Origin of the sequence: Sporosarcina sp. P25, from assembly GCF_002743235.1 — a bacterium.
Classification (GTDB): Bacteria; Bacillota; Bacilli; order Bacillales_A; family Planococcaceae; genus Sporosarcina; species Sporosarcina ureae_B.
Window position 1 is genome coordinate 340,356 of the sequence record NZ_PDYV01000001.1, and the last position, 25,736, is coordinate 366,091.

A 25,736-nucleotide genomic window follows, 5' to 3' on the forward strand; every position below is an offset into this window, starting at 1 on the left:
GAAAGGGTTTTATAGACTAATGAATATATGGAAACAACGATTAGAAAAACAAAACACAAGTACCATACTGATTGCAGTAGCAGTGATGATCATTGCACTATTGCTGCCGTCAAAGATAGCATTACTCGGAACGGCCTTATTTTTTGTCCTATTTTCTATCATTAAACCCCAGCAAAGTATTCTATTTCTGGTTATCTACGTCAACATCCGACCATTTTTGCTAGAAGTGAATAGTGGGATGAAGTTAATAGGAGATTTAATTATTTTTGTCGTATTTGCGTGGACATTGTTCCAGTACCGACATAATATTCGTTCTCTATTTACATTCAAATGGTTTGAGTGGTCTTACTTTGCCTTTATTTTATTTGGCTCGATCGTAGGATTCTTGAACGATGTTACACCGACTTCTATTATTTTCCAAGTTCGAACATTTTTGATTATGTATTTGCTTTACTACATCATTTCAAGAATGACATTGACGAACAAATGGCTACAACAACTTGCGTGGGTGACAGTGTTTTTGAACATTGTGATGTCGCTTCATGGTTTAGTGGAAAAACTGTCATTGCGTCAGTGGTTGCTTCCTGAAGAATGGAAGTATAAAGTTTTATCTGCAACAAATGCTGTGCGTATTTACGGACTTACCGGTAATCCGAACTCTTTGGCATTATCCCTATTTTTCGGGATTATCGGGATCGTTTATTTGCAACATGTTTACCAGCAGAATAAATACAAATGGACATTCCGTGTATTACTCGTATTGTTCTTCGGTATTCTAGTTCTTACTTATTCAAGAGGAACTTGGATTTCAGCAGTGGTGTTCGGTATTGTCTTTATCCTTATGACGAAAAAATGGTATCTTCTGAAACGACTAGTGATTGCAGGTGTCGCATCAATTATCTTGATATATTATCCAGTAAACTTAGCTGTACAATATATAACAGAGTTAGGTGTGACAGTTGATGAAAAGCCTAGCGGAGCGGGAAGTATCGGGGGACGCTTCGGTGAAACGTTTGATGAGAAGAACTTAGCGCTCATGACTGAGAGCGGGAGGTTTTTCTATATTAGTAAAGGGTTTGAGATCTTCGGTGATCATCCTATAATGGGAACAGGATTCGGTTCATTCGGCGGTTCAGCCACATTATCGTATGGGTCACCGATTTATGACCATTATGGTATCAATTCGGATATTTACGGTGGGAAGTATTTCTACTCAGACAATCAATATATTCAAGTGATTGCAGAAACCGGCATAATCGGAGTATTGATTTTCGCGCTCTTCTTACTAAGTATGTTGTGGTACTTCTGGAAATCACGTCACACGAATTTCGGTGTATTTATGATTGCACTATGGTTTTCAACAGGCGTTTCCGGAATGTACTATAATATTTGGGAACTGAAGATGTATACATTGTTTTACTTTATCTTGCTTGGTGCATTTGTTGCGTTTAGCAAGCAGCAAGACACATCGAAACCTACGAATGGTTAATCCATTCGTAGGTTTTTTTGGGGGGAGATACGGGGTAATCGCTCAATGTTGTTTGGGATCCGCTCATAGCCCTGCGGTAATCGCTCAATGTTGTTTGGGATCCGCTCATAGCCACGCGGTAATCGCTCAATGTTGTTTGGGATCCGCTCATAGCCCCGTGGTAATCGCTCAATGTTGTTTGGGATCCGCTCAAAGCCCCGTGGTAATCGCTCAATGTTGTTTGGAATCCGCTCATAGCCCCGTGGTAATCGCTCAATGTTGTTTGGGATCCGCTCATAGCCCCGCGGTAATCGCTCAATGTTGTTTGGAATCCGCTCATAGCCCTGCGGTAACCGCTCAATGTTGTTTGGAATCCGCTCATAGCCCCGCGGTAATCGCTCAATGTTGTTTGGGATCCGCTCATAGCCCCGTGGTAACCGCTCAATGTTGTTTGGAATCCGCCCAAAGCCACGCGGTAACCGCTCAATACAGACTAAAACCCGCTCATTGTTTCATCCAAAGATCCACGTCTCGAGCTAAAATAAGTGATAAGCATCATAAATCCAAACCACCACTTCATAAGATCCCTATATCTCTCTCAATTTCCACAATTCTTCTTTTCTTTACTTATTTCGTTCAAACGGTGCATGAAAACATAGGCCTTATTTGTTAGACTAGAGATTGATAAGAGTAGGAAAGGTGGAGTTGTGTTATCGTACAAAATACTTTGCTGTCTCGCACGAAGCGGAAGGTAGTCATTACCGCTATGTCAGCAGCTATGCTCATTTCATTGCCATTCTCAGCGGCGGCGAGCACGAAAGTTGTTTCTAGTTACCCCGTGTCTTCAGGTGTTACTTATTCTCACTATACATATTCAGCAAGTAGTCACATCAATCACATAGGCGTGAATCTCAGTGATCCATTCACGAAATTGAAAATGGGTCTTCCCGCACCTATTTCGAAAACAGCCCCTACATTGACTTTGGCAAACCGCGATTCAAAAGAAGGTCATCGCGTTGTAGGTGCAGTAAACACTTCGTTTTTCGATATGAACACAGGTATGCCGATGTATCTGTTGTCCGAAGGTAATGAAATCGTTAATGGTGGTGTCATCTCGAATGCAAGTTCATTCTATGTCAGCCATCCAATTGCATTTGGTGTGACGAGTAATGGTCTTTCCGAAATTGATTATTTCAATCTAGGAATTGAAGTGGGAGTCAATGGTAATGTCTTTCAAATGACGGGCCTTAACCGTGAGCGTCAGGCGGATGAAACCATCATCTTCACTCCGCAGCATGTGAAAAACTCAACCGGTTCCAATGAATACGGCATTGAATTAGTCGTTGAAACAGATGCGCCGATCACATCGACCCATTATGGGCAGCAACTTCAAGGTAAAGTGGTCAAAGTACGTGGTTACGGGGATAAGCAAGCAGTAACGATACCGAAAAATGGTTTTGTTGTATCTATCCATGGGAAAAAAGGATTGGAACGATTCAAATCCGTCGCTGTTGGAGATCCGCTGTCCTTGAATCTATCAATCGATGATAAATGGAAAGACTCTGAATTTATGATGGCGAGTGGGCCGATGCTTGTGAAAGACGGACAACGCCATATCACGATGGATACGAATAACTGGCGTGCGACCGCAAAGACGGCTAGAACGGCTATTGCAATCAGTAAAGATAAAAAGCAAGTTCATATGGTGACCGTTGATTCAAGAGCAGGATATAGTAACGGCATGACATTGATCCAATTTGCAAATTATCTTGTATCACAAGGATATGACCGCGCGTTGAACTTTGACGGTGGCGGGTCTACTACGATGGGAATTCGCAATTATGGCAGTAACGAAGTAGTATTGGCTAATCGTACATCCAATTCGACACAACGAAATATCTCGGCAATTCTCGAAGCGGTAAGTACCGCACCAACTGGGCAACCAGCACATGTGAGTGTTTCCCGCTCTCAAATGGGAGAAATGTTGGTCGGTGCTACAGCCGATTTGAAAATCAATCATGTATTGGATGCGCATTATAATCCCATTGTGCCGAGCGCTTCCCAATTGAAAACGACGTCTGCAAAAGGAACGGTTGAAGGAACAGGTCTGACATATAAAGCGGTTCAGGCAGGAGAAGATCGCATCAGCGTCAACTACGGATTAGCTGAACAATCTTTCCCCATCACGGTCATTGACCAACCTGCAAGACTCGACGTGAAGTCTTCTGCAACAAGTGTCAAGCCAGGTGAAAAAATCACATTTACTGCTACTCCGGCAGATGCTTCCGGTAAACCGATCATCTATCAACCACACCAATTAGTATGGAGTGTCACAGGTAATATTGGTTCGATTACTTCATCTGGAACGTTTACGGCAACAACAGTTGGTAAAGGGCAAGTGCAGGCGACTCTTGGCAAGAAAGTGATTTCTGTACCGGTTGAAGTGAAATCCACTGAAGGCCCACCTGCGCCAGTGGAACCTGTGCCACCTATTATAGATAATCCGAATAAAGAATTGTTCAAAGATGTACCTTTATCGTATGCGTACGCGACAGAAATCTATTTCTTACGTGATCGAGGTATTATTAATGGAGATACAGACGGAACATTCAATCCGGGTAACACTTTGTCAAGAGAGCACGCGGCATTGATTTTAAGCCGAGCTTTCAATTTATCACCGGCAGAGGAAGCACGTAAAGAATTCAGTGATGTTCCAAAGACACATCGCTATTACAAAGAAATCAGTGCGATCGCCAATGCCAATATCGTAGGCGGTTATTCTGATGGGACATTTAATCCGACAGGACAGTTGACTCGTTCGCAGATGGCGATGATTTTAGTCAAAGCCTATAATTTAGAAGGAGAGTCTGCGAAGAAATTCATAGACGTTTCCCCACAGCATGGTGCGTACAAGCAAATTCATATTTTGGCAAACCACGGCATTACAACTGGAAATGAAAAAGGGGAATTCATGCCAGGCAAGCCGGTCAACCGTGCTCAATTCAGTGCGTTCTTATATAGAAGTATAGAAAAGTAATAATAGAAGCTTTCCAATCCTTGGTGTGTTCTTGGATTGGAAGGCTTCTCTGTCTTTTGAATACACTATAAAAGGTCACTCTGCTATACTTATAGCAAATGAACTGCAGAGGATGGTATAAATTGAAAATAGGAATAGTAGGGAACTACGGAAATGACAATAATGGCGATGAAGCCATTTTATTGAGTCTTATTTCACAAGTTACATCGACGTTCAATGTCCCAAGTGACGTCATTACGGTATTCAGCAATAACCCGAAGCAAACTGCGAAGCGCTATCAAGTGATGAGTGCACCTTTATATTATAAAAAAGGCAACGCAGTGAAAACGTTCGGTGCTACATACCTTCAAAACAAAAAGATTGTTAAAACCTTCGACTTGTTGATTATAGGCGGTGGCGGAATTCTAATGGATCTGTATAAACGCGAAGCACCATTATACGGATCATACGCTATGATGGCTAAAAATTCTGGTGTCCCTTATGTCATTTATGGCTGTGGGGCAGGACCTCTTAGCAGTGAGTTAGGCAAATGGTTCATCCGGTATATGAGCAAACATGCTGAAAGTATTTCAGTGAGAGATCCTGAATCCGCTGAATTATTGAAGTCAGTAGGCGTACAGAAACCTGTGGAAGTGATAGGGGACCCGGCATTTTCATTAAAACGTGAGCGCACAGTGACAGCTGATCGTCCGTTGAAAATCGGGATTACAGCTGTACCCTATTATCATGCTGGCTACTGGCCGGAAAGCAAAGAAGATATCTATCAACAATATATAGAAGGAATGGCGAGAAACTTAGATGAATTAGCGGCTAAACATCCTGTAGAAATCACATTCTTTGCTACAAAGTTCCCACAAGATGCCGATGTTACGAAAGATATTCAATCCTTAATGAAGGAAGCTCAAAAAACGACTATAATCGATCGTAATTTATTACCAGTAGACTTACTGCAAATTTCTGCTGAACAAGATATAGTAATTGGCACAAGATTGCACTCGTTGATTTTAGCAACATGCACGGCAACACCTGTTATCGCGGTCTGCTACCATCATAAAGTGACAGACTTCATGAAACTTGCAGATCTATCAGATGTGGCGATTCCAATTGGTGAAATGCATACATCGGACGATCACTTCACTAAAGCTTTTGATGCACTGGCAGTAGACTGGCAAGGTACATGTGCAAAAACCGCAGAACTTTCCGCTTCATTATATGAAGAAGCGATGAAAGGGACAAAACAATTTACGGCCGCAATTAAAAAGAACAAATAAAAAAAGCATATGAAATGAGTCATATGCTCCGACTGAAGACCAACCGAGAATTACTTGGAATGGTGTTCAGTCTTTTTTATATTAAAAACCTAAAAGCGACCGCACTTCATTCACATACGTTTGACTAACTGGCAATTCCGTACCGTCTTTTAGTTTAATTACAAGATTCGAAGAAAAGTCTCGCGAAATCTTTTCAATACAATTCATATTAATAATGTATGAGCGATGAATACGTAGGAAATACCGCGGCAAACGAAGGTGTAAATCTTTCAGCGTGAAACTAATATTATAATTCTCACTCGCTGTGTAAAACCACGTTTTCTTATGTAAACTTTCTACATAACTGACTTGGTCTAAAGGGATGGGGAACCACTCATCATCTTTCTTCCCGGTTAGGAACTGTAACTGAGCTTTTTTGAGTACGTGGAAGTTAGGCGGAAGGATAATGATTAACGCGCCATTTTCTCCCTGCACGTCAATAGGATAGCCAATACCGAAGTAAGACGTACCATAAAGGGAATTATCCATGACAACTTCCACTTTGCGCTGATCTTTGATCGTAACTTCCGCGATACTGCCCGTCTGGATATGCTGGCCTTCCTTCAAATGAATATCATGCATGCCTGGAACATAATAAATATACTGCTCAGATACTGCGATAGCTATAGACGCGTCTTTTGGAACCCAGTCTTCTAATACAGAAGCGTATTGATTCAGAATTTTCTTTGGAATATCGATATTTTCCATAATCTTCATAAAATCCCCTTTTTATATAATTTTATTCCAATGTATGCCCTTTCATCCATTCTACCATTCTTTCATCCGCTAAAAAAGCCTTTTTGTCGAAATGGACTGACAATTCTGAAGCGCTGTTATATAGTAATACATAACGAAGATAGCTGTTATGAAACAGATTGTAACAGTTAGCCGTTGAAAAATTGGGAAGGTGTGAAGATAATGTCAACTAGACAAGAACAAATTGCACAACTGGAGAAAAGCTGGGCCGAGGATAGCCGTTGGAAAGGAATCAAACGTAACTACACTGCTGAGGATGTAGTTAAACTAAGAGGTTCACTTCTAATTCAAAATACACTAGCTGAAAAGGGTGCTGCTCGCCTTTGGGAATCTCTTCATGAAGAGGATTTCATTAATGCACTAGGTGCACTAACGGGTAACCAAGCAGTTCAACAAGTTAAAGCTGGTCTACAAGCTATTTATCTAAGCGGATGGCAAGTTGCTGCTGATGCAAACCTTGCAGGACAAATGTATCCTGACCAAAGTTTATATCCAGCAAACTCTGTACCTGCAGTTGTTAAGCGCATCAACCAAGCACTTCAACGTGCTGACCAAATCGACCATGCTGAAGGCCGTGAAGACGGATTTAATTGGTTCGCTCCAATCGTAGCTGACATGGAAGCTGGTTTCGGTGGTCCATTGAACGTGTTTGAATTGATGAAAGGCATGATCGAAGCTGGAGCTGCTGGTGTTCACTTGGAAGACCAATTGGCATCAGAAAAGAAATGTGGACACTTGGGTGGTAAAGTACTTCTTCCAACTCAAAACGCAGTTCGTAACCTTACAGCTGCACGTCTAGCTGCTGACGTACTAGGTGTTGATACAGTCATCATCGCTCGTACTGACGCTGACGCTGCGGATATGGTAACTAGCGACATCGATCCAATCGACGCTCCATTCATCACGGGAGAGCGCACGAACGAAGGATTCTTCAAAACTACACCAGGTATCAAACAAGCAATCGCACGTGGACTTGCTTATGCTGAATATGCTGATCTAGTATGGTGTGAAACTTCTCACCCATCACTTGAAGAAGCGCAAGAATTCGCTGATGCAATTCACGCGAAATTCCCTGAAAAAATGCTTGCTTATAACTGTTCACCATCATTCAACTGGAAAGCGAATCTTGATCAAGAAACAATCGCGAAGTACCAAGTGGAGCTTGGTAAGATGGGCTACAAGTTCCAGTTCGTAACACTTGCTGGTTTCCACTCATTAAACCACAGCATGTTCGAATTGGCACACGGTTACAAAACTCGCGGAATGGCTGCTTACTCAGAGCTTCAGCAAGCTGAGTTTGAAAACGAATCAAAAGGATACACTGCTACTCGTCACCAACGTGAAGTTGGAACAGGTTACTTTGACGAAGTTACACAAGTTATCTCTGAAGGTCAATCTTCAACAACTGCTATGTCTGGTTCAACTGAAACAGCACAGTTCTAATAGTATAATTGCTTTACCGAATGTGACCTTTGGGAGAAAGTTTCATTCGTTGCAACAAAGGGGTATTCATATGATAACGGGGTCACACCATCTTCAATTAGATGGTGTGAAGTGTGGAGGGAATTGGATATATACATCCAATCCCTCCTTTTCTTTTGATTGAAAAATTAAAATAGTTTGTATAGTATAGAAGATATGTACTTCATTAAGAGGAGGAATTAAATAATGAGAAATAAAGAAATGCTGTTAATCCCTGGACCCACACCAGTAGTCGATTCTATCTATGATGCAATGGCCAGTGAGACATGGTCACATACTGATCCGCGTTTTGTGAAAATCTATAAACATACTATTGATCAAACGAGAGAGATCTTTAATACAGACGGTGAAGTATTTGTAGTCGCCGGTTCAGGAACAATCGGAATGGAAATGGCGATTGTCAATACAGTTGTAGAAGGAGAAAAACTTCTCGTCGTTAGCCAAGGGTACTTCGGAGACCGTTTCATTAAATTGGGACAAGCATTCGGTATTCAAGTAGACGTATTACAATCCGAATGGGGTCAGCAAGTATCACCTAAGGAAATCGACCAGAAATTGTCTGAAGGGAATTATAAGGCAGTTACTGTGACGCACGCAGATACTTCCACTGGAGTAAGGATTGATTTGGAAGCAGTTGTGCCCGTTATTAAGAAGCATGGTGCTCTTGTTATTGTAGACGGCGTTTGTGCAACTACTGCAATGGATGAGGATATGAGTAAAGAATACGGTGGGGTAGGCAACACGATTGATATCGTCTTGACTGGATCCCAGAAAGCGATTGGAGTTCCACCAGGCATTGCGCTCGTAGCGTTTAATCAGAAAGCTTTGGAAGCTCGTGCCGCCATGGAGCGAGTGCAAGCTTACTATTGTGATATTTATAATTGGATTCCGATCATGCATGATCCTTCAAAATATTTCGCAACGCCTGCTGTCAACTTAGTGTATGCGTTAGAAGAGGGATTACGTATCGTATTGGAAGAAGGGCTAGACGCGAGAATTCAACGTCATCAAGCATTCGGTCGCGCTGTCCGACAGAGTCTAGCGGTCTATGGTATGAATGCGATTGCAACAGAAGAAGTGGCGGCACCAACATTGAGCTGTATTTTGTATCCTGAAGGTATTGATGACGGAAAGTTCCGTGCGGCTATGGCGGAGAAAGGGACAGTCCTATCCGGTTCACTCGCCCATTTAGCAGGCAAGGCGTTCCGTATCGGACATATGGGGAATACTACAGCGGATATGCTGGAGAAGGCAGTTATGCAAATTGGTGAAACGTTGAACGAGATGGGGCATGAAGTAGATATTTCTAAAGCGCAAAGTGTATTTGCGAAAGAAGTTAATCAGCTGATTGTCTAATAAAATGATCCGTTGTGAGAAGCTTGCTTCTTATAACGGTTTTTTAGTTTGGTAAGCGGCTAGTGATTGGATCCACTATCTTGCTGAGTCTACGACGGCAGATGTCATTGTTGGATTGCTATTCTGTTAGGAGCTTGTGGTTTCGCTAGCAATGTAAGTGTAATGCTCATTGTCCCCACTACGGCGCTGGTGGATGGCTTTCGCTAGATAGTGTGGGGCAGTTTGGATAGTTGTTTTAAATGGAAGTAGTGCTGTTGGATTACGTTTCTGTTAGGAGTATGTGGTTTTGCTAGCGATGTAAGTGTAATGCTCATTGTCCCCACTACGGCGCTGGTGGATGGCTTCGTTAGATTGTGTGGGGCAGTTTGGATAGTTGTTTTAAATGGAAGTAGTGCTGTTGGATTACGTTTCTGTTAGGAGTATGTGGTTTTGCTAGCAATGTAAGTGTAATGCTCATTGCCCCCACTGCAGCGCTGGAGGATGGCTTTCGCAAGGAGCCACAGACAGGAAGTGCGCCTGTCTCTGTCTCCTTACTTCGCCTACCACAGCAGGCGCCTTCGTTAGATAGTGTGTAGGACAGTTCATACACTTCACTCGCAAGAAACAAGTGATAGCTATCACCATGTCACTGGTTTTCTTTTTACTAGAAACACAAACTAATTCATTACCCTACAGTAGCGCAGGCACAACTGCGGGGTAGGCCGTGGCCATGAGACAACTGGCAGCTCTATCGCCAGCTGGCTCATGGCTGTAGGCAATCCCCCACGTGCCTGCGCGGGTCGAGAAAGCATACACTCACTAATTTTAGTACCCAACAATAAGTCGAGCGACGTCCCCAACAAAAGTGAGAAAGAAACACTTGAACAGTATCACCATGTTGCTAGTTTTTCTTTGTTAGAAACACAAACTAATTCATTTCCCTACAGTAGCACAGGCACAACTGCGGGGTAGGCCGTGGCCATGAGACAACTGGCAGCTCTATCGCCAGCTGGCTCATGGCTGTAGGCAATCCCCCACATGCCTGCGCGGGTCCAGAAAGTGAACACTCGCTAACTTCAGTATCCAAAAATAAGTCGAGCGACGTACCCAACAAAAAGTGAGCAAGAAATACATGATAGCTATCACAATGCCGCTGGTTTTCTTTTTGTTAGAAACACAAACTAATTCATTTCCCCACGTGCCTGCGTGGATCGAGAAAGCATACACACACTAATTTTAGTATCCAACAATCAATCGAGCGACGCTATTAACCGTGCATTCCACAAAAACACACTATGTTTACACAACTGCGCTCGTACAATAAAAAAACCTCCTAGATACAACCTAGGAGGCGGATGACATTATTGCTTACTGTAATATTGATACAGACCTGTGTAGATCGCATCAGCATAAATATTCAAATACTGTTCACTTGTCAACTTCGCATAGTCCTGTGCATTTGTAATGAAGCCTAACTCCACAAGAACGGCAGCTACGTTATTATTTTTGATTACATAAAAACCTTTATTCTTTACACCACGATCAGACATATTCGCCTTTTGCACAATATTGCGCTGGATGAAAGAAGCTAAATCGCGACTTTCTGTTGCGTTTATGTTGGAAGAAGAGTCATAGAAGACTTCTGCTCCTTTTGCAGCAAAACCTGCTGCGTTCACATGAATGGAAACGAATGTTTCTGCAAAATTCTTCTTGGAGAAATCCGTACGAGCTTGAAGTGTGTAATACGTATCATTGGAACGCGTCATTAACACTTTAGCGCCAGCATTTTTTAACTTCGCTTCGACTTTCTTTGCAACTTTCAGTGTAATGGATTTTTCAGATGTGCCATTCTTACCAGTGCCTGGATCATGTCCGCCATGACCTGCATCGACAACAATAATACGATCTTTCAATGGATTACCCGTTTGATTCAACAACTTCAAATAGGTCTTGTGCACATAACCAGTTGTGCTACCAGCGCGAATCTTTGCCCAATATCCCGAAACGGACAAAATTTCTACTTTTTGGCCTGATTGAAGCTTCCCAACAGTAGGGGCACTCGAATTACCTGCAGAACGCATATTCAAATTATTAACCGTTACTTTACCCATTGTTTTCGCAACAGGCGTCGGTTTTGGTGTAGTGACAGGTGGTTTAGGTGTTGGTGTATCCGGTTTGACATCATTTACATTAGGAGTCGTGAAGTATTCATGGATATAGCCTTCTAAACCATTGATATTGACTTTCAACCAAATGCCTTGCTTGCCTATTACTTCTACCACTGTACCGTTAGGCAACACATGGATAATAGCAGAAGACTCGGAAGGTGCGCTGCGTACGTTCAATGGATCTGAATCATCACCAGTTGCTACGCGCACATACTTCACGCTGGATTGTTGATCTGGAGTTTTAACAGTCAACGCAAACTGCTTGTCCATCGCACGTGCAACGAATAATGCGAATTGTTTACGTGTTAATAAATTATTCGGTAAGAATTTCTTGTTGTCACCTTGTGTAATACCTGCATAATACAAGCCGTTGATCCGATCAACGTATTTGTGATTTTTCACATCATCCATACCTAAAGGTTTTTGGCTCGTTACTTTTTCAGATAAGTTAAATGCTACTGACATCGCGTACGCCATTTCATCCCGTTTAATTTCTTCATTCGGTTTGAAGTTGTTTGCGTCAGTATTAGGGAAGTATCCTTTTTGAAGAGCAATGTTAGCAAACTTGTATTGTTCGCTAGTTGGCTTCAGTCCGTTAATTTCCATGTTTTTCAACGGTGTATCTTGTGTTTCAGTTGCAATAACGAGCATTTTCGCAACATGTGAACGTCGTAAGTTATCTTGAGGATTGAATTTAGGTGTTTGATTAATAATACCTTTTTCCGCTATGTAATGGACTTCTTTGTAATATTCACTGTTGGCGGGGACGTCGGAAAACTTGAAGCTTGCAAATGACTGGAGAGGTGAGATAGCTAAGATGGTTAGCAGCAACAGACCAACTGTTGCCCATTTAATTTGTTTCATGAGATCCTCCTTAATATATAATGTATTACTAGACTCATAGGTTCATTTTACCAGTTATGAAAACTAATTACTAGATATTTTCGTCATGGTTCGTAAATTAGCAATATGACTATAATGATTCTTCATTACTATTTAAAGGATTGTGGTACAGAAGGGGGAGATAGAGCTGAATTCGGAGAAAACCGAATGTTCAAGTTTGAACATTCGGTAGGATAATTATTTATTAATACGATCGATGAATTTATTTAATTGCCCAATTGATACTTTATCTGACAAACCATATCTACCATCTAGGTAACCAGTCGTAATTTCATGGTAGAATAAAATGTTAATATATTCAGTCGCCCAGTGACCAGGAGGAACATCAGAGAATTTCGCAATAGCGGAACCTCTTAGTTCAAATGCTTGTACTAAAACTTTTGCCATTTGAGCACGAGTTAATTCTTTCTTTGGATTGAAGTTACCTGCGTCACCAGAGAAAATATTTGCTTCTGCGACTGCGGATATTGCGTTGTAGTGAGGATTGGATTTATCTACGTCTTTAAAAGTAACATTAGCCGTTGTCATATCCAGATCTAATTTTTCTGCAAGTACTTGTGCTATTTCACCGCGAGTTGCATACACAACTTCTTTAACAGGAGCAGACGCGGCTACCTTATCTTCTTCTTTACTTACATTATCAGTGAATTTCGCTACGCGTCGAGCACCGATATAACGGCTCTTCCAGTAGTATGGATCATCCAATGAGGAGATCATGACGCCTTTGCTCACAGAAGCGTGGATAAAGTTATTAGACCCTACATAGATGCCAACGTGTGATACGCCGCGACCTGATGTATTAAAGAATACTAAATCTCCAACTTCTAGATTGCTTTTAGAAATAGAAGTCCCGGTCGCCATTTGCTGCCCAGTCGTTCTTGGAATAGAAAGACCTTCTTCATTGAACACGTATTGAGTGAATCCTGAACAATCAAAAGCCGTTGGGGTTGCTCCACCTAAACGATAAGGTGTTCCCATATATTTTTTTGCAGTGCTTACTAATGATGTTGGTGAGTTTGCGGAAGCAAATTCTGGTACGAATGAAAAGAATAGTAGACTTGCCATGACCAGAGTTATTAGACGTTTCATGCTGTGCTCAAATTCCCCTTTCGCGCAATCACTGTTGCGCTTTGTAATCTAGGAACATGTTAGCACGAATAAACATGGGAATTATTACAATTATATTACAAGAAAATTACACGCTGACATATGATTGAAATGTTTATATAAATAACTACCGATATTTCTACTATATAGAAGAAATAAAATAGTGAGTTAATTGCTGTTGCGCCTTTATATGCGCGTAGTATGTGGTATAATCATTCAACGTAGAAAAGAGTGTATTAGTTTATGTCAGTAAGTAATAAAGGATGAGTTATAAGTGTCTAAAGTAGTAGTATTTAGTAATATGTATCCTTCCGCTGAGCATCCTACCTATGGAATCTTTGTCAAGAACCAAGTGGAGCAATTAAAAAAAGATGGCGTAGATATTAAAGTCATCGCCATACAGGATCCGGGTAAAGGAAAGATCGGAAAAATAGTCAAATATCTATCATGGGGAATAGAGTCCCTTCTATATGTTTTACAGCATAAAAAGAATATTAGTATTACACATGCGCATTACGCGTTTCCAACTGGACTGGTGTCATTGCTAGCGAAGAAATTATGGAAGATACCGTACGTAGTGACAATACATGGTGGAGATTTAGATAAAATGGCTAAGAAAAGTCCACGTATTGCGAAACTCACTCATCGTATTTTACAAGAGGCCTCAGAGGTTATCACGGTCGGTGAAAAGTTGCGAAATGATGTCATCCATGATTATGATATAGCTCCTAGCAAAGTAGAAGTCATGAGTATGGGTGTAGATACGCGTATCTTTAAGCCAATGGCTCAGGAGGAAGTTCGACTTTTATTGGACGTGCCTTTAAATGAACGTGTAGTACTCTTTGTGGGGAATGTGATCGAAGCAAAAGGCATTATGGAATTGATTGACGCATTTGAACAATTACAAGTGACGCATGAAGATCTTCTTCTATATATAGTAGGTTCACAAAAGGACCAGCGTTTTACGCAGGAAGTGAAGGACAAAGTCGGCAACAATTCGGGCATTCGCTTTAAAGGGCCTGTCAGCCAGACTGAACTCGCGAAATGGATGTCGGCAGCAGATCTTCTCGCGCTACCTTCTTATCATGAAGGTTTTGGCTTAGTAGCACTCGAAGCCCTTGCCTCAGGAGCCAAAGTCGTAGCGACGAATGTCGGAGGATTACCGTATTTATTGAAAGACGATGTCGGAACATTAGTTGAGCCACGGAATGCGCAAGCCTTGGCTATGGGACTCGAGGAAGCACTTTCGAATGAAGTGACCAGAGAGCAACATGAAGTGACGCAACAAGTGATTCAGCAACATTCTTCAACAGAGATCGTCAAAAGGTTGAACGATATCTATGAACAGAATGGAAAGGGATCTTCCAAATGAGTAAATTATTCAAGATCATTGGCACTGTCGCCATCATTAATATTGTCGCCAGATTGTTTGGCTTCGGGCGCGAAGTCGTAATTGGCATACAATATGGTACTTCGACAGTGGCGGATGCCATCGCGACAGCGTATACGATTCCGAACTTCATTTATCTAGTGCTTGGTGGAGCGTTGACGACTGCCTTTATATCGATCTACCATTCGTCGAGTATGGATCGGCCATTATTTGTACGCAAAGCATTCACGACAGTCGTCATGACCGCCACACTTGTTACATTAGTAATTATCGTCTTGACGAATCCGATTCTGAATCTATTCTTTAAAGAGTTAAGTGATGAAGACTACACAGTAGTAAGAAATCTCTTCCTTTGGATGATGCCTTCTTCTATCGTATTGGTCATGTCGACATGGATGAGTGGATTATTGAATATCAACGACCGTTTTCAGTTATCAAGTCTTGCCATCTTACTGTATAACGTAGCGTTTGTTGGAGTGGGCTTTGCGCTAACAAAATGGCTTGGACCTGAATCGTATGGTGTTGGTGCCATGGTCAGTGCCATCCTAATGGGGCTATTCCTGTATTGGGGTATCAAACGTGCAGATCTTTCCTCGCTGAAACCTTCATTTGGTATGCCTACGGATATTAAGAGAATGTGGTGGCTCGCCTTGCCGATTTTATTCGGTGGCGCTTCATTACAGTTCTACTTCATTATTCACCGTATTGCAGCGGGTGGGTTAGGGGAAGGTGCGATTTCTTCTATTAACTACGCATCGAAACTAACGGGCTTTCCACAAGCGATTCTAATGACAGCCGTAACGACGGTGATCTATCCAATGCTCGCGAAGAAAGAAGGCGAAGGGGATACGGGTACGGTCAAGGCGCTTTACAAGAAAGGAATGCTCTACATGGTCGCGTTACTATTGCCAGCGACGGTGTTCTGCTATTTCCTAGCTGAGCCGCTCATCCGTTTAGTATTTGGTTATGGGAATTTCGATGAGAAGTCCATTATGTTGACCGTGCCGGTGTTCAAAGTATTCGCTCTGTCGATGTTTTTCTTAGCGGCTAATACTTATATCACTCGATTCTATTATGCAAAAGGTAATTCGATCACACCTATTATCTTTAGTTTAATCAGCGTATTTGGAATTAATATCGGTATTATTTTTGCGTTTGTTGATCAGATTGGTGCGCAAGCCATTGCGTACGGTACTGTCGTCAGTGCGGCAGTGAACTTCCTTTTACTCGCCGGGTATGCTCGGTTTAAATGGAAGTTGTAATGATATGAAAAAAGCTTTCACTCAGTAAGTTGAGTGGAAGCTTTTTTGTGGTTTTTTGGATTGTGTTTCCGTGAAATTTGCGCAAAAATCGGCATAGGATTGTGGTTCTTGCACGTACTCTTACTCTTACTGTTTCGTGTTTGATCACAGGATTGTCGTTTAGCTGGCAATGTAAGTGGCGAGATCATTGCATCCACTACGGCGCTGGTGGATGGCTTTCGCAATGAGCCACAGACAGGAAGTTCGCCTGTCTCAGATCTTCTTATTAGAACCACAAATTGAATAAATATTACTCAGTAGCACAGGCACAACTGCGGGGTAGGCCGTGGCCATGAGACATCTGGCAGCCCTACCGCCAGCTGGCTCATGGCTGGAGGCAATCCCCCACGTGCCTGTGCGAGTCCAGAAAGCAGATACGCACTATTTTCGATGCCAAACCTGACTCGAGCGACGATCCCAATGAAATGATTTACAGCATAAAGAAATTTTCTTCACCGATTTTGTCATATAAACCACTACGTTTGAACAAGCTCACTTTCTCAGGAGGGACTCGTTTAAAGATGAGTCGCTTGTTTTGGCGATCTGCTTCGTCGAGCATGGCGGAAAGAGCTGCTTCACCCGTTGCATCGATAGCTGTTAAATTTTTCATGTCTAAAATGATTGTGGTTTGTTCAAGATTCAATAATTCAGGGTATCGATCCTCGAAGTATTTCGCGGTACCGAAGAACAGTGGACCGGAGATTTTGAATTTGATCAGCTCAGATTCATTTCCCATAGACAACTTGAATGTTTCAACGTCAGACAGTTTACTCTTTTTAATATCCAATGAGCCACTCATTTTGCGTAAGAACGACAGGGCGGCGAGCAAGATTCCGACTTCGACTGCGATTGTCAAATTCACGAATATGGTCAAAAGGAAAGTTGTCAGTAACACAAGTGAATCACTTGAGCGTAACGAAGCGATTTGGGCAAAGGCTTTTCGTGAGCTCATATTCCAAGCGACAAACATCAGAATGGGTGCCATTGCGGCCAACGGTATATAGGAAGCATAAGGTGCGAATAGTAATAAAAAAGCCAATACAAATAAACTTTGTATGATGCCAGAAATGGGACTGACCGCGCCTGAACCGATATTTGTGGCGGTACGTGCGATGGCGCCTGTGGCGGGGATTCCCCCGAATAATGGTGTAATGATATTAGCGATACCTTGACCAAATAATTCTTTCTTGGAATTATGCTTACGTACATTACTTTTCATTCCGTCAGCCACAACTGCGGAAAGCAGAGATTCGATCGCACCAAGTGCAGCAATGATTAAAGCGGGCTGCCATAGATTCACCAGTTTGGCGAGCGTGATTTCTGGAAAATGAAAACTAGGTAAATGTTGTGGAATGCCACCATATGCTGTGCCGATTGTTTCCACTTTACCTGGGAAGAACAAAATCGAGCAGATAGTAGGAACTAACAGTGCAATAAGTAGTAATGGAACCTTTGGAGAGATTTTGGGTAAAAGAAAGATGACACCAAGACCGATTGTGGCAGTTAGGATACTAAATGTATTGACAGTATGAAAATGACGAGCGATTTCTACCATGCTTTCATGGAAGAACTCTTTTTTCTCCACTCCCGTCAAGCCAAAGAAGTTTTGGAACTGTCCAGTAAAGATAATGACTGCAATCCCCGCAGTGAATCCGATTGTCACCGATCGCGGGACGAAGTGAATGAGATTACTGACACCGAGAAAACTCATAATGACAAGAAGAATACCCGCGAGAAATCCGGCAAGTAGAAGATCTTCGTAACCGTATTGCAGTACGATAGCCAGTAATATGGGAATGAAAGCGCCAGTAGGGCCGGCGATCTGGTAACGTGAACCACCAAGCAAGGCGACTAAAAGACCTGCGATGATCGTAGTATACAGCCCGTATTCCGGTTTGACGCCAGAAGCAATGGCAAAAGCCATCCCAAGTGGAATGGCCACAATTCCAACAGTAATCCCTGCTATCAAATCCTGCCGGAAGCCCGCTGCATTATAATTAAGATAACGTGGATCTTTGAACATATTTGTTCACTTCTTCCATTTTTAGTGTATATATACAACACTTATTATACGGTATGCATACGGCCTATACAAGGTGTGTATAAAGGGGGGAGATGTATAAAAGTTCAATAATTGAAGAAGATAGTGTCGAACCGAATAATTGATTCGAATATACTTTAGTGTTAAAGTATATGGCAGTAACAACAATAAAGGAGAGATATTTTATGGGCAGATTACAAGACAAAGTAGCGTTCATTACAGGTGGGGCATCTGGTATGGGTGAAATGATGGTAAAGCAATTCACAGCAGAAGGCGCGAAAGTAATTGCAGCTGACATTAATACAGCAGCACTTGAAGAAAAGTGGGGCGGTCAGGATAATATCTTCACTATCAAATTGAATGTAATGGAAGATGCAGAGTGGGAAGAGGCTATGAAAAAAGCTGTCGATCACTTCGGGAAAATGGATATTCTTGTGAATAATGCTGGTATCTCAACTGAAAAAACTGTAGATCAAATCACGATTGAAGATTGGCGCAGACTTTCAGATATCAATAGCTTTGGTACATTTCTAGGTATGAAACATGCTTCAAAATATATGAAGGAAGCGAAAAAAGGTGCAATCGTCAATATTTCTTCTTATACTGCTTTGATTGGTATGGGCTTGAATCCGTATTCTGCATCTAAAGGTGCAGTACGTGCTATTTCTAAAGCGGCAGCAGCGGAATATGGACAAGCGGGTATCCGTGTAAACACCGTATTCCCAGGAGTTATTGAAACGCCGATGGTGGCAAATCTTGAAGAGTCTAAGGCTCAACTGGATATGTTGATTAAAATGACTCCGCTACAACGTTTGGGTCAGCCGGAAGATGTAGGGAATGCCGTACTCTTCTTGGCATCAGATGAAGCGGCTTATATTACAGGCGCAGAGCTTGTAATTGATGGCGGTTATTCTGCACGATAATAAAATATAAACAAAACGGGTTGTCCTACAAGTCATGATGACTTACAGGACAACCCGTTTTTCATTGATTATTTTACATCTACAAAGCGTTTGAAGCCCATGAAACGTGAGTTCCAATATGAAGAGTCTAGAGAAGCGATTTCAATTGCTTTCGTCCCCGCGTGAATGAACTTATTGTCTCCGAGATAAATACCGATATGCGAGATGCCGGGACGATATGTATTTTGGAAGAATAATAAATCTCCTACTACTGGATCTTTTATAAATAATGAACGGTTGAAGAAACCGATTGTATCTAATCGAGGAACTTTAACATCAGCTTGGTTGAATGCATAATAAATGAAACCGCTACAATCAAATCCTGATGGAGTAGAACCTGCCCATACATAAGGAGTTCCTAGTAATGGCTGTGTAATGTCCACTAATTTTTGACCTAGCGCCTGGCTAGTGGTCGTAACATTTGGCTTCGTCACAGGTTTGTTTGATGATAACGAGCCCAATGAATTAGTAGAAGAGACAGTTTGTGAAGAGTTCACTTTATTTTCTACTATAAGTTTCTGTTTAACTTTGATATTATTAGAAGTAAGAGAATTCAGACGCTTTAGTTCAGTTACCGTAATCTTGTACTGATTGGAAATCTTGTAAAGAGTATCTCCTGCTTGCACGATATGCGTTTTTGATGCAGCGGCAACACTACCAACTGAGATGCTTGTTGCAAGCAAAAGAGAGGCGATCGCGGCTAGGGCAATTTTCTTCATTTCGACGTATCTCCTTTAAGTATACTAGATTTGGTACTTTGTACTGCAGAGTGTTAACTAGTTATTAAACCTATAAACCTATCATACAATACAGTAATGGATATTAAACGTATCTTAAGACTTATTTTTAAACAATAGTTTACTAGTTGTTTAGGTTTAACATATGAGTAAATACTATAAAAGGGTATTTTTAAAAAATGAAAGTGGTTCTTGGGACTCAGCTTTTGTGTAACCAGTATGTATGTTATGGGTAAACATAAAGTCGTGTTTTATCGTACTACTTCAAACTATAGTAAAAGCCCGTGAACAATCCGAAGTAATGCTACGGATTGTTCAGGGCTTTTCTGCTGTTTAAGAACGTCCGATAGGCCAGTCAAATGGAATCGATCCAGGAGGCGAGTGCTTAATGATATCGATCATTGGTATCGTATACGCGAATAGAATCAATGCGATGGTAATACCAATCCATATATACCAGTTCTCCAAAATTTTCGGTGATTTCTCAGCATCTACTTCTTCTTCAGCGATTGGATATTCTTCATAACCGCGTGGAGCGAAGAATGCCAATTGAATGAAAATGTAGAACATCAATAGAATACCAACGAATAAGATGATTCCGCCGACAGCTTGCCACATTTGGTAGCTGATCCAAGAAGAAACTTGATCTCCACCTGCGTACTCAGAGAATGCTGAACGACGTGGTCCACCGATGAGTCCTTGAATATGCATGGAAGTTGACATGATTGTCATGCCAATTGCCCAAATGAACGTCTGAATGATGCCTAGTTTATTCAATGAAGGGGTCAAACGACGGCCAGTCAAGTGTGGAATCAACCAATACGCAATACCGAAAAACGTTAAAATGACTGTTGTTGCAACTGTTAAATGAAAGTGACCTGTTATCCAAATCGTGTTGTGAATAAGAGAGTTTACTTGGTGAGAAGCGTTAATGATCCCGCCTGCTCCACCTGGGATAAATGCTACCATACCAACGAATGGTGCCAAGAATCGAACATCTTTCCAAGGAAGTTTTTTGAACCAGCCGAATAAAGATTTATAGCCTTTTCTTCTACCTGTAATTTCAAATGTAGCGAATAAAGAGAACGCCGTCATCAATGAAGGGATGACCACCATGAATGTTAAGACGACTTGGATGAACTTCCAAGTGGGATCAATACCTGGCTCAGTCAATTGATGGTGGAATCCAACTGGAATCGAGAACATCAACAACAGAATGAAAGCCAGTCTTGCTAACGGATCACTGAATAGTTTTCCGCCGATAATTTTCGGGATGATTGCGTACCAAGCCATGTAAGCAGGTAACAACCAGAAGTATACAAGCGGGTGACCGAAGTACCAGAATAATGTACGCGTCAATAATACGTTGACTGTTGCGACATAACCAAGTGACCAAGGCAAGATCAATACGATGACCGAGTACGCTACACCAAGTGTGGCGACGAACCACATAATCATATTGATGACTACCATAAATGCTAGTAAAGGAGACTTTTCACCTTTATGCGCTTTCTTCCATACATATAGTTGACGGAAGTTAGTGAAAGCAGCAATCCAGCTTCCTACAATGACTAATGTCAGTCCGATGTAGAAAATAGGATGCGCGCGAAGTGGCGTATAGAATGTATACAATACAGAAGCTTCACCTGTTAAAATCATCCATGCAGATAATACCGTACCGACCAACATGACCCAGAATGAAATCCAACCCCACATTAATTGTTTGTCTGAAATGCCAACGGTTTTCCCCATAAGTGAGAATTGGAAACCGACGATGAAGAACGTAGTCAATACTAAACCGAGTATGACGCCGTGCGTTGTTAAAATCGTATAGTAATCAATATTGAATGGTAATGTGTATTTGCCGGAACGGACTAATGTCTGAAGCAGTCCCATCAAGCCACCGACTAAAAGAGAGATGAACGTGACGTGCATAAAAGCCATATACAATCTGGATTCTTTTTTTGAGAAATTAAATAATTCCATGTGTTAGTACACCTCCACTGTGCCGAACATTAAATGGTGACCGATGCCGCAATATTCGTTGCAGACCACTGTGAATTCTCCATCGTTTTTCATGACGGATTCGAAGCGGCTGATATGTCCAGGTTCGACCATCATGTTGACATTTGTACCTGCCACTTGGAATCCGTGGACGACATCTTTACTTGTTACTTGGAAAAGAACTGTGGAACCTTTTGGTACGCGAATCGTCTTAGTAGCGGTTCCATCTTCTTCTTTACCGAAGTCATAATTAAAAGCGGAAGCGACCATATTGACAACGTATTTCCCGTCAGCAACTTCTGTCAGACCAAGATTGTCAGGTTGGAAAGATTCGTTTGCTTCGACGTTTTGAGGATCGATAGTTTCGATATGACTTTGTGGATGTGTTCCTTTCCAGAATGCCGCAAAGCCAATAATAAGTAAGAATAAAACCAATGATGCTAAACCGAATACAATCCATACTTTTTCATACTTATGCAAATGCATAATGTTTCCTCCTTTAATGCTAGTTATTATCTAGATAAGAATAATCCGTAAGCGCCGAACCACATGACAAGAATGACGATTCCGACGATCATCACCATGATCAGGGTACCTTTTAAATTCGTTTCTTCTTTTGGTTGATTGGGAGAAGATATCTTCTTGCTCAATACGGCCACCTCCTTGTCTAAATGGAATTCGTACTTTTATCATAATCCTAGCGGGGGAATAAAGAATTAGGGAATTCCCTATGAATTGAAGAAAAAACGTAAATTTCACAATATGTTCAATCACTTTACATGCTTTTGTCATACACATTCCGCTGTAATTGTGATTCGAGCTAGGTTGAAGGTGCTAATGGTATAGTTCGTCAGGTGCATAAAAAAATAGGTGTAACAGTGAGTGAAATAGGGAATACAGAGTGAGACAACATGTATTCAATGTTGACCGTATGTTGAATTGAAATTATAATATAATAAGGTAAAACCTAGGAAGCCGGTGTGTAAATGGAAAATGTCAAATGGATTACAGTGAAAAGCCCTGAAGAAGGTGCGAAGGAAGTATTTAATCTGATTTCTGAAGAACTTCAAAATAATAGATTGCATGTACTTGGATTGGCTACAGGCAGCACGATGATTCCGATTTATGATGAATGGACTCATTCGTCGTTAGACTTTTCCAACGTTACAGCATTCAACTTAGATGAATATGTAGGTATTGACGCGGATAACCCAAATAGTTATGCATACTTTATGAAGCAGCATTTATTCAGTAAAAAGCCATTCAAAGAAACGTTTATTCCAAACGGTATGGCTGAAAATTTAGATCAAGAGTGTGAAGAATACGAGAATCAGTTGAACTCTCACCCGTTGGATATTCAACTTCTGGGAGTGGGAGAGAATGGTCATATCGCTTTCAACGAGCCTGGAACACCATTTGATTCTGTAACACATGTTGCGACACTGACAGACTCTACACTAGGAGTTAACAGTCAATATTTCGAAAATGATGATAAGATTCCGAATATCGCCTTGACGATGGGGATCTCTTCCATTGTAAAGTCAAAGAAGTTAATCATGGTTGCATTTGGCGAGAAGAAACGTGCGGCGATGGAGAAATTGAAAGCTGGAGAGATCACAACGGAGTGGCCGATTACAAAGTTATTGCGTCATGAAGATGTAATTGTGATTACGGATTTACAGCTTGATTGAGTAGAATAGATGATTATCAGGGGCTATCCTGGAAGTGTAACTTGACTTCTAGGGTAGCCTTTTTTGTGTGAAGTGAGTATTAGGTTGACTATGAACATGTGCTGTACGTTGGTCCTGCTTCGCCTCCCACAGCAGGTGTCTTCTTTAGATTGTGTGTGGGGCAGTTTGGATCGTTGTTTTAAATGGAAGTAGTGCTGTTGGATTACATTTCTGTTAAAAGTATGTGGTTTTGCTAGCAATGTAAGTGTAAAGCTCATTGGCTCCACTTCGGCGCTGGTGGATGGCTTTCGCAAGGAGCCACAGACAGGAAGTGCGCCTGTCTCTGTCTCCTTACTTCGCCTACCACAGCAGGCGCCTTCGTTAGATAGTGTGTAGGACACTTCACCCGCAAGAAACAAGTGATAGCTATCACAATGTCATTGTTTTTCTCTTTGCTAGAACCACAAACTAATTCATTTCCCCACAGTAGCACAGGCACAACTGCGGGGTAGGCCGTGGCAATGAGACAACTGGCAGCCCCATCGCCAGCTGGCTCATGGCTGTAGGCAATCCTCCACGTGCCTGCGCGGGTCCAGAAAGTGAACACTTGCTAACTTCAGTCTCCGAAAATAAGTCGAGCGACGTACCCAACAAAAGTGAGCAAGAAATGCATGATAGCTATCATAATGCCGCTGTTTTTCTCTTTGCTAGAAACACAAACTAATTCATTTCCCCAAAGTAGCACAGGCACAACTGCGGGGTAGGCCGTGGCCCTGAGACAACTGGCAGCCCCATCGCCAGCTGGCTCATGGCTGGAGGCAATCCCCCACGTGCCTGCGCGGGTCGAGAAAGTGAACACTTGCTAACTTCAGTCTCCAAAAATAAGTCGAGCGACGTACCCAACAAAAGTGAGCAAGAAACACTTGATCGTTATCACCATGTCGCTGGTTTTCTCTTTGCTAGAAACACAAACTAATTCATTTCCCCACAGTAGCGCAGGCACAACTGCGGGGTAGGCCGTGGCCATGAGACAACTGGCAGCCCCATCGCCAGCTGGCTCATGGCTGTAGGCAATCCCCCACGTGCCTGCGCGGGTCCAGAAAGTGAACACTTGCTAACTTCAGTACCCAAAAATAAGTCGAGCGACGTACCCAACAAAAAGTGAGCAAAAAATGCATGATAGCTATCACAATGTCACTGTTTTTCTCTTTGCTAGAAACACGAACTAATTCATTACCCCACAGTAGCACAGGCACAACTGCGGGGTAGGCCGTGGCCCTGAGACAACTGGCGGCAGCCCTACCGCCAGCTGGCTCATGGCTGTAGGCAATCCCCCACGTGCCTGCGCGGGTCCAGAAAGTGAACACTTGCTAACTTCAGAATCCAAAAATAAGTCGAGCGACGTCCTCAACAAAATGGGTACTTACTTTTGTCAATTTTAGACACAAATATTTCAAGTGTAATATACCATTCGACTTTGAAACACCCTTGTTACATTACTGTAATAAATCATGAGTTTGTACAATGCTAAGATGAGATACATAAACAGACAAGCAAACTACTAAAAATACATACTGTTGCGGAGGAACTTATGAATCTATTACAAAAGGCTATCTCAGTCCTAGCACTTACTACACTTTTGATCGTCTCACCATTTGCTGGACAAGCAGATGCAGCCGGTAAAACAACGAATATCACAAAAACAGCAACTAGCTTAACGGGTATCAAATATCGCTATGGTGGTACAACAAGAGCAGGATTTGATTGCTCAGGTTATGTTGGTTATGTATTCAAGCAAAATGGTTTAAAAGTAGCGAGAACTTCTAGTGCAATGTATGCATCAGGGCGTGCTGTGAAGAAATCGAGTCTACGCAATGGTGATCTAGTATTCTTTAACACAACAGGACGCGGTGTTTCACACGTGGGAATCTATGTTGGAAATGGCAAGTTCGCACATGCTTCTACATCAAAAGGTGTGCGTGTGGATAGAGTAAATGATACGTACTGGGGCAAGCGCTATATAGGTGCGAAGCGTGTTGCAGGTATTTAATAGAAGAAACATCGA

18 protein-coding genes are annotated in these 25,736 nt (G+C 41.9%); 10 read left to right on the forward strand and 8 right to left on the reverse strand.

Features of this window, described 5'->3' with window-relative positions; genetic code table 11:
• The first annotated feature begins 19 nt into the window (after positions 1-19).
• The 3 genes from CSV70_RS01545 (at position 20) to CSV70_RS01555 (ending at position 5,776) form a co-directional block, all read left to right on the forward strand.
• Positions 20-1,489 carry an O-antigen ligase family protein gene (locus tag CSV70_RS01545; protein WP_099629136.1) on the forward strand — a complete coding sequence of 490 codons (1,470 nt, stop codon included), beginning with the start codon at positions 20-22 and terminating at the stop codon, positions 1,487-1,489.
• 745 nt (positions 1,490-2,234) lie between these two features.
• Complete coding sequence (locus CSV70_RS01550) at positions 2,235-4,505, forward strand: S-layer homology domain-containing protein (protein WP_099629135.1); 2,271 nt, start codon at positions 2,235-2,237, stop codon at positions 4,503-4,505.
• Positions 4,506-4,627: 122 nt separating this feature from the next.
• Positions 4,628-5,776: a polysaccharide pyruvyl transferase family protein gene (locus tag CSV70_RS01555; RefSeq protein ID WP_099629134.1), complete on the forward strand. Its 1,149-nt coding sequence runs from the start codon at positions 4,628-4,630 to the stop codon at positions 5,774-5,776.
• Positions 5,777-5,857: 81 nt separating this feature from the next.
• Here the strand turns inward: CSV70_RS01555 and CSV70_RS01560 are convergent, their stop codons facing one another.
• Positions 5,858-6,532, reverse strand: coding sequence for a LytR/AlgR family response regulator transcription factor (locus CSV70_RS01560; protein WP_233191736.1), 675 nt, complete (start codon positions 6,530-6,532; stop codon positions 5,858-5,860).
• Positions 6,533-6,733: 201 nt separating this feature from the next.
• On the opposite strand from CSV70_RS01560, the gene aceA reads away from it, so the two are divergent.
• Together aceA and CSV70_RS01570 are read left to right on the forward strand one after the other, a co-directional pair.
• A complete protein-coding gene (gene aceA, locus CSV70_RS01565; protein ID WP_085132936.1) occupies positions 6,734-8,014 on the forward strand; it encodes an isocitrate lyase in 1,281 nt (426 codons plus the stop codon).
• Positions 8,015-8,239: 225 nt separating this feature from the next.
• Entirely contained in the window at positions 8,240-9,409 is a 1,170-nt protein-coding gene (locus CSV70_RS01570) for a pyridoxal-phosphate-dependent aminotransferase family protein (RefSeq protein WP_099629133.1), read from the forward strand.
• Between the two features lie 1,340 nt (positions 9,410-10,749).
• Here the strand turns inward: CSV70_RS01570 and CSV70_RS01575 are convergent.
• Both CSV70_RS01575 and CSV70_RS01580 read right to left on the reverse strand, forming a co-directional pair.
• Positions 10,750-12,420, reverse strand: coding sequence for an N-acetylmuramoyl-L-alanine amidase (locus CSV70_RS01575; protein WP_099629132.1), 1,671 nt, complete (start codon positions 12,418-12,420; stop codon positions 10,750-10,752).
• A 216-nt stretch (positions 12,421-12,636) separates the two neighbouring features.
• Positions 12,637-13,548 carry a C40 family peptidase gene (locus CSV70_RS01580; protein WP_099629131.1) on the reverse strand — a complete coding sequence of 304 codons (912 nt, stop codon included), beginning with the start codon at positions 13,546-13,548 and terminating at the stop codon, positions 12,637-12,639.
• Between the two features lie 292 nt (positions 13,549-13,840).
• Between CSV70_RS01580 and CSV70_RS01585 the strand changes: the two genes are divergently transcribed.
• Both CSV70_RS01585 and murJ read left to right on the forward strand, forming a co-directional pair.
• Positions 13,841-14,938, forward strand: a complete 1,098-nt coding sequence (locus CSV70_RS01585) for a glycosyltransferase (RefSeq protein ID WP_099629130.1) — start codon at positions 13,841-13,843, stop codon at positions 14,936-14,938.
• Positions 14,935-16,218, forward strand: coding sequence for a murein biosynthesis integral membrane protein MurJ (gene murJ / locus CSV70_RS01590; RefSeq protein WP_085132942.1), 1,284 nt, complete (start codon positions 14,935-14,937; stop codon positions 16,216-16,218). The genes CSV70_RS01585 and murJ overlap by 4 nt, the downstream gene beginning before the upstream one ends.
• Before the next feature lie 469 nt (positions 16,219-16,687).
• Here murJ and CSV70_RS01595 read toward each other — a convergent pair whose 3' ends face one another.
• The gene (locus CSV70_RS01595; RefSeq protein ID WP_099629129.1) at positions 16,688-18,280 is read right to left on the reverse strand and encodes a SulP family inorganic anion transporter; all 1,593 of its coding nucleotides are present in this window, start codon (positions 18,278-18,280) and stop codon (positions 16,688-16,690) included.
• A 203-nt stretch (positions 18,281-18,483) separates the two neighbouring features.
• On the opposite strand from CSV70_RS01595, the gene CSV70_RS01600 reads away from it, so the two are divergent.
• Positions 18,484-19,221: an SDR family NAD(P)-dependent oxidoreductase gene (locus tag CSV70_RS01600; RefSeq protein ID WP_085132944.1), complete on the forward strand. Its 738-nt coding sequence runs from the start codon at positions 18,484-18,486 to the stop codon at positions 19,219-19,221.
• Between the two features lie 68 nt (positions 19,222-19,289).
• On the opposite strand, the gene CSV70_RS01605 is transcribed toward CSV70_RS01600, so the two are convergent.
• From CSV70_RS01605 to CSV70_RS16665, 4 genes are all read right to left on the reverse strand, one after another.
• Positions 19,290-19,979, reverse strand: coding sequence for a C40 family peptidase (locus CSV70_RS01605; protein ID WP_099629128.1), 690 nt, complete (start codon positions 19,977-19,979; stop codon positions 19,290-19,292).
• 351 nt (positions 19,980-20,330) lie between these two features.
• Positions 20,331-21,983, reverse strand: coding sequence for a b(o/a)3-type cytochrome-c oxidase subunit 1 (locus CSV70_RS01610; RefSeq protein WP_099629127.1), 1,653 nt, complete (start codon positions 21,981-21,983; stop codon positions 20,331-20,333).
• 3 nt (positions 21,984-21,986) lie between these two features.
• Entirely contained in the window at positions 21,987-22,487 is a 501-nt protein-coding gene (locus CSV70_RS01615; protein WP_099629126.1) for a cytochrome c oxidase subunit II, read from the reverse strand.
• Positions 22,488-22,513: 26 nt separating this feature from the next.
• A complete protein-coding gene (locus CSV70_RS16665) occupies positions 22,514-22,651 on the reverse strand; it encodes a cytochrome c oxidase subunit 2A (RefSeq protein ID WP_232319161.1) in 138 nt (45 codons plus the stop codon).
• A 336-nt stretch (positions 22,652-22,987) separates the two neighbouring features.
• Here CSV70_RS16665 and CSV70_RS01625 point away from each other — a divergent pair, with 336 nt between their 5' ends.
• Both CSV70_RS01625 and CSV70_RS01645 read left to right on the forward strand, forming a co-directional pair.
• The gene (locus CSV70_RS01625; protein WP_099629125.1) at positions 22,988-23,692 is read left to right on the forward strand and encodes a glucosamine-6-phosphate deaminase; all 705 of its coding nucleotides are present in this window, start codon (positions 22,988-22,990) and stop codon (positions 23,690-23,692) included.
• Positions 23,693-25,262: 1,570 nt separating this feature from the next.
• Complete coding sequence (locus CSV70_RS01645; protein ID WP_085132950.1) at positions 25,263-25,721, forward strand: C40 family peptidase; 459 nt, start codon at positions 25,263-25,265, stop codon at positions 25,719-25,721.
• Positions 25,722-25,736: the final 15 nt, after the last annotated feature.

What these genes read in the sequence shown, in the direction of transcription:
- CSV70_RS01545 (WP_099629136.1), top strand. Translation starts at nt 20, where the DNA reads ATGAATATATGGAAACAACGATTAGAAAAACAAAACACAAGTACCATA.
- CSV70_RS01550 (WP_099629135.1), top strand. Translation starts at nt 2,235, where the DNA reads ATGTCAGCAGCTATGCTCATTTCATTGCCATTCTCAGCGGCGGCGAGC.
- CSV70_RS01560 (WP_233191736.1), bottom strand. Translation starts at nt 6,532, where the DNA reads ATGAAGATTATGGAAAATATCGATATTCCAAAGAAAATTCTGAATCAA.
- aceA (WP_085132936.1), top strand. Translation starts at nt 6,734, where the DNA reads ATGTCAACTAGACAAGAACAAATTGCACAACTGGAGAAAAGCTGGGCC.
- CSV70_RS01570 (WP_099629133.1), top strand. Translation starts at nt 8,240, where the DNA reads ATGAGAAATAAAGAAATGCTGTTAATCCCTGGACCCACACCAGTAGTC.
- CSV70_RS01575 (WP_099629132.1), bottom strand. Translation starts at nt 12,420, where the DNA reads ATGAAACAAATTAAATGGGCAACAGTTGGTCTGTTGCTGCTAACCATC.
- CSV70_RS01580 (WP_099629131.1), bottom strand. Translation starts at nt 13,548, where the DNA reads ATGAAACGTCTAATAACTCTGGTCATGGCAAGTCTACTATTCTTTTCA.
- murJ (WP_085132942.1), top strand. Translation starts at nt 14,935, where the DNA reads ATGAGTAAATTATTCAAGATCATTGGCACTGTCGCCATCATTAATATT.
- CSV70_RS01595 (WP_099629129.1), bottom strand. Translation starts at nt 18,280, where the DNA reads ATGTTCAAAGATCCACGTTATCTTAATTATAATGCAGCGGGCTTCCGG.
- CSV70_RS01600 (WP_085132944.1), top strand. Translation starts at nt 18,484, where the DNA reads ATGGGCAGATTACAAGACAAAGTAGCGTTCATTACAGGTGGGGCATCT.
- CSV70_RS01605 (WP_099629128.1), bottom strand. Translation starts at nt 19,979, where the DNA reads ATGAAGAAAATTGCCCTAGCCGCGATCGCCTCTCTTTTGCTTGCAACA.
- CSV70_RS01610 (WP_099629127.1), bottom strand. Translation starts at nt 21,983, where the DNA reads ATGGAATTATTTAATTTCTCAAAAAAAGAATCCAGATTGTATATGGCT.
- CSV70_RS01615 (WP_099629126.1), bottom strand. Translation starts at nt 22,487, where the DNA reads ATGCATTTGCATAAGTATGAAAAAGTATGGATTGTATTCGGTTTAGCA.
- CSV70_RS01625 (WP_099629125.1), top strand. Translation starts at nt 22,988, where the DNA reads ATGGAAAATGTCAAATGGATTACAGTGAAAAGCCCTGAAGAAGGTGCG.
- CSV70_RS01645 (WP_085132950.1), top strand. Translation starts at nt 25,263, where the DNA reads ATGAATCTATTACAAAAGGCTATCTCAGTCCTAGCACTTACTACACTT.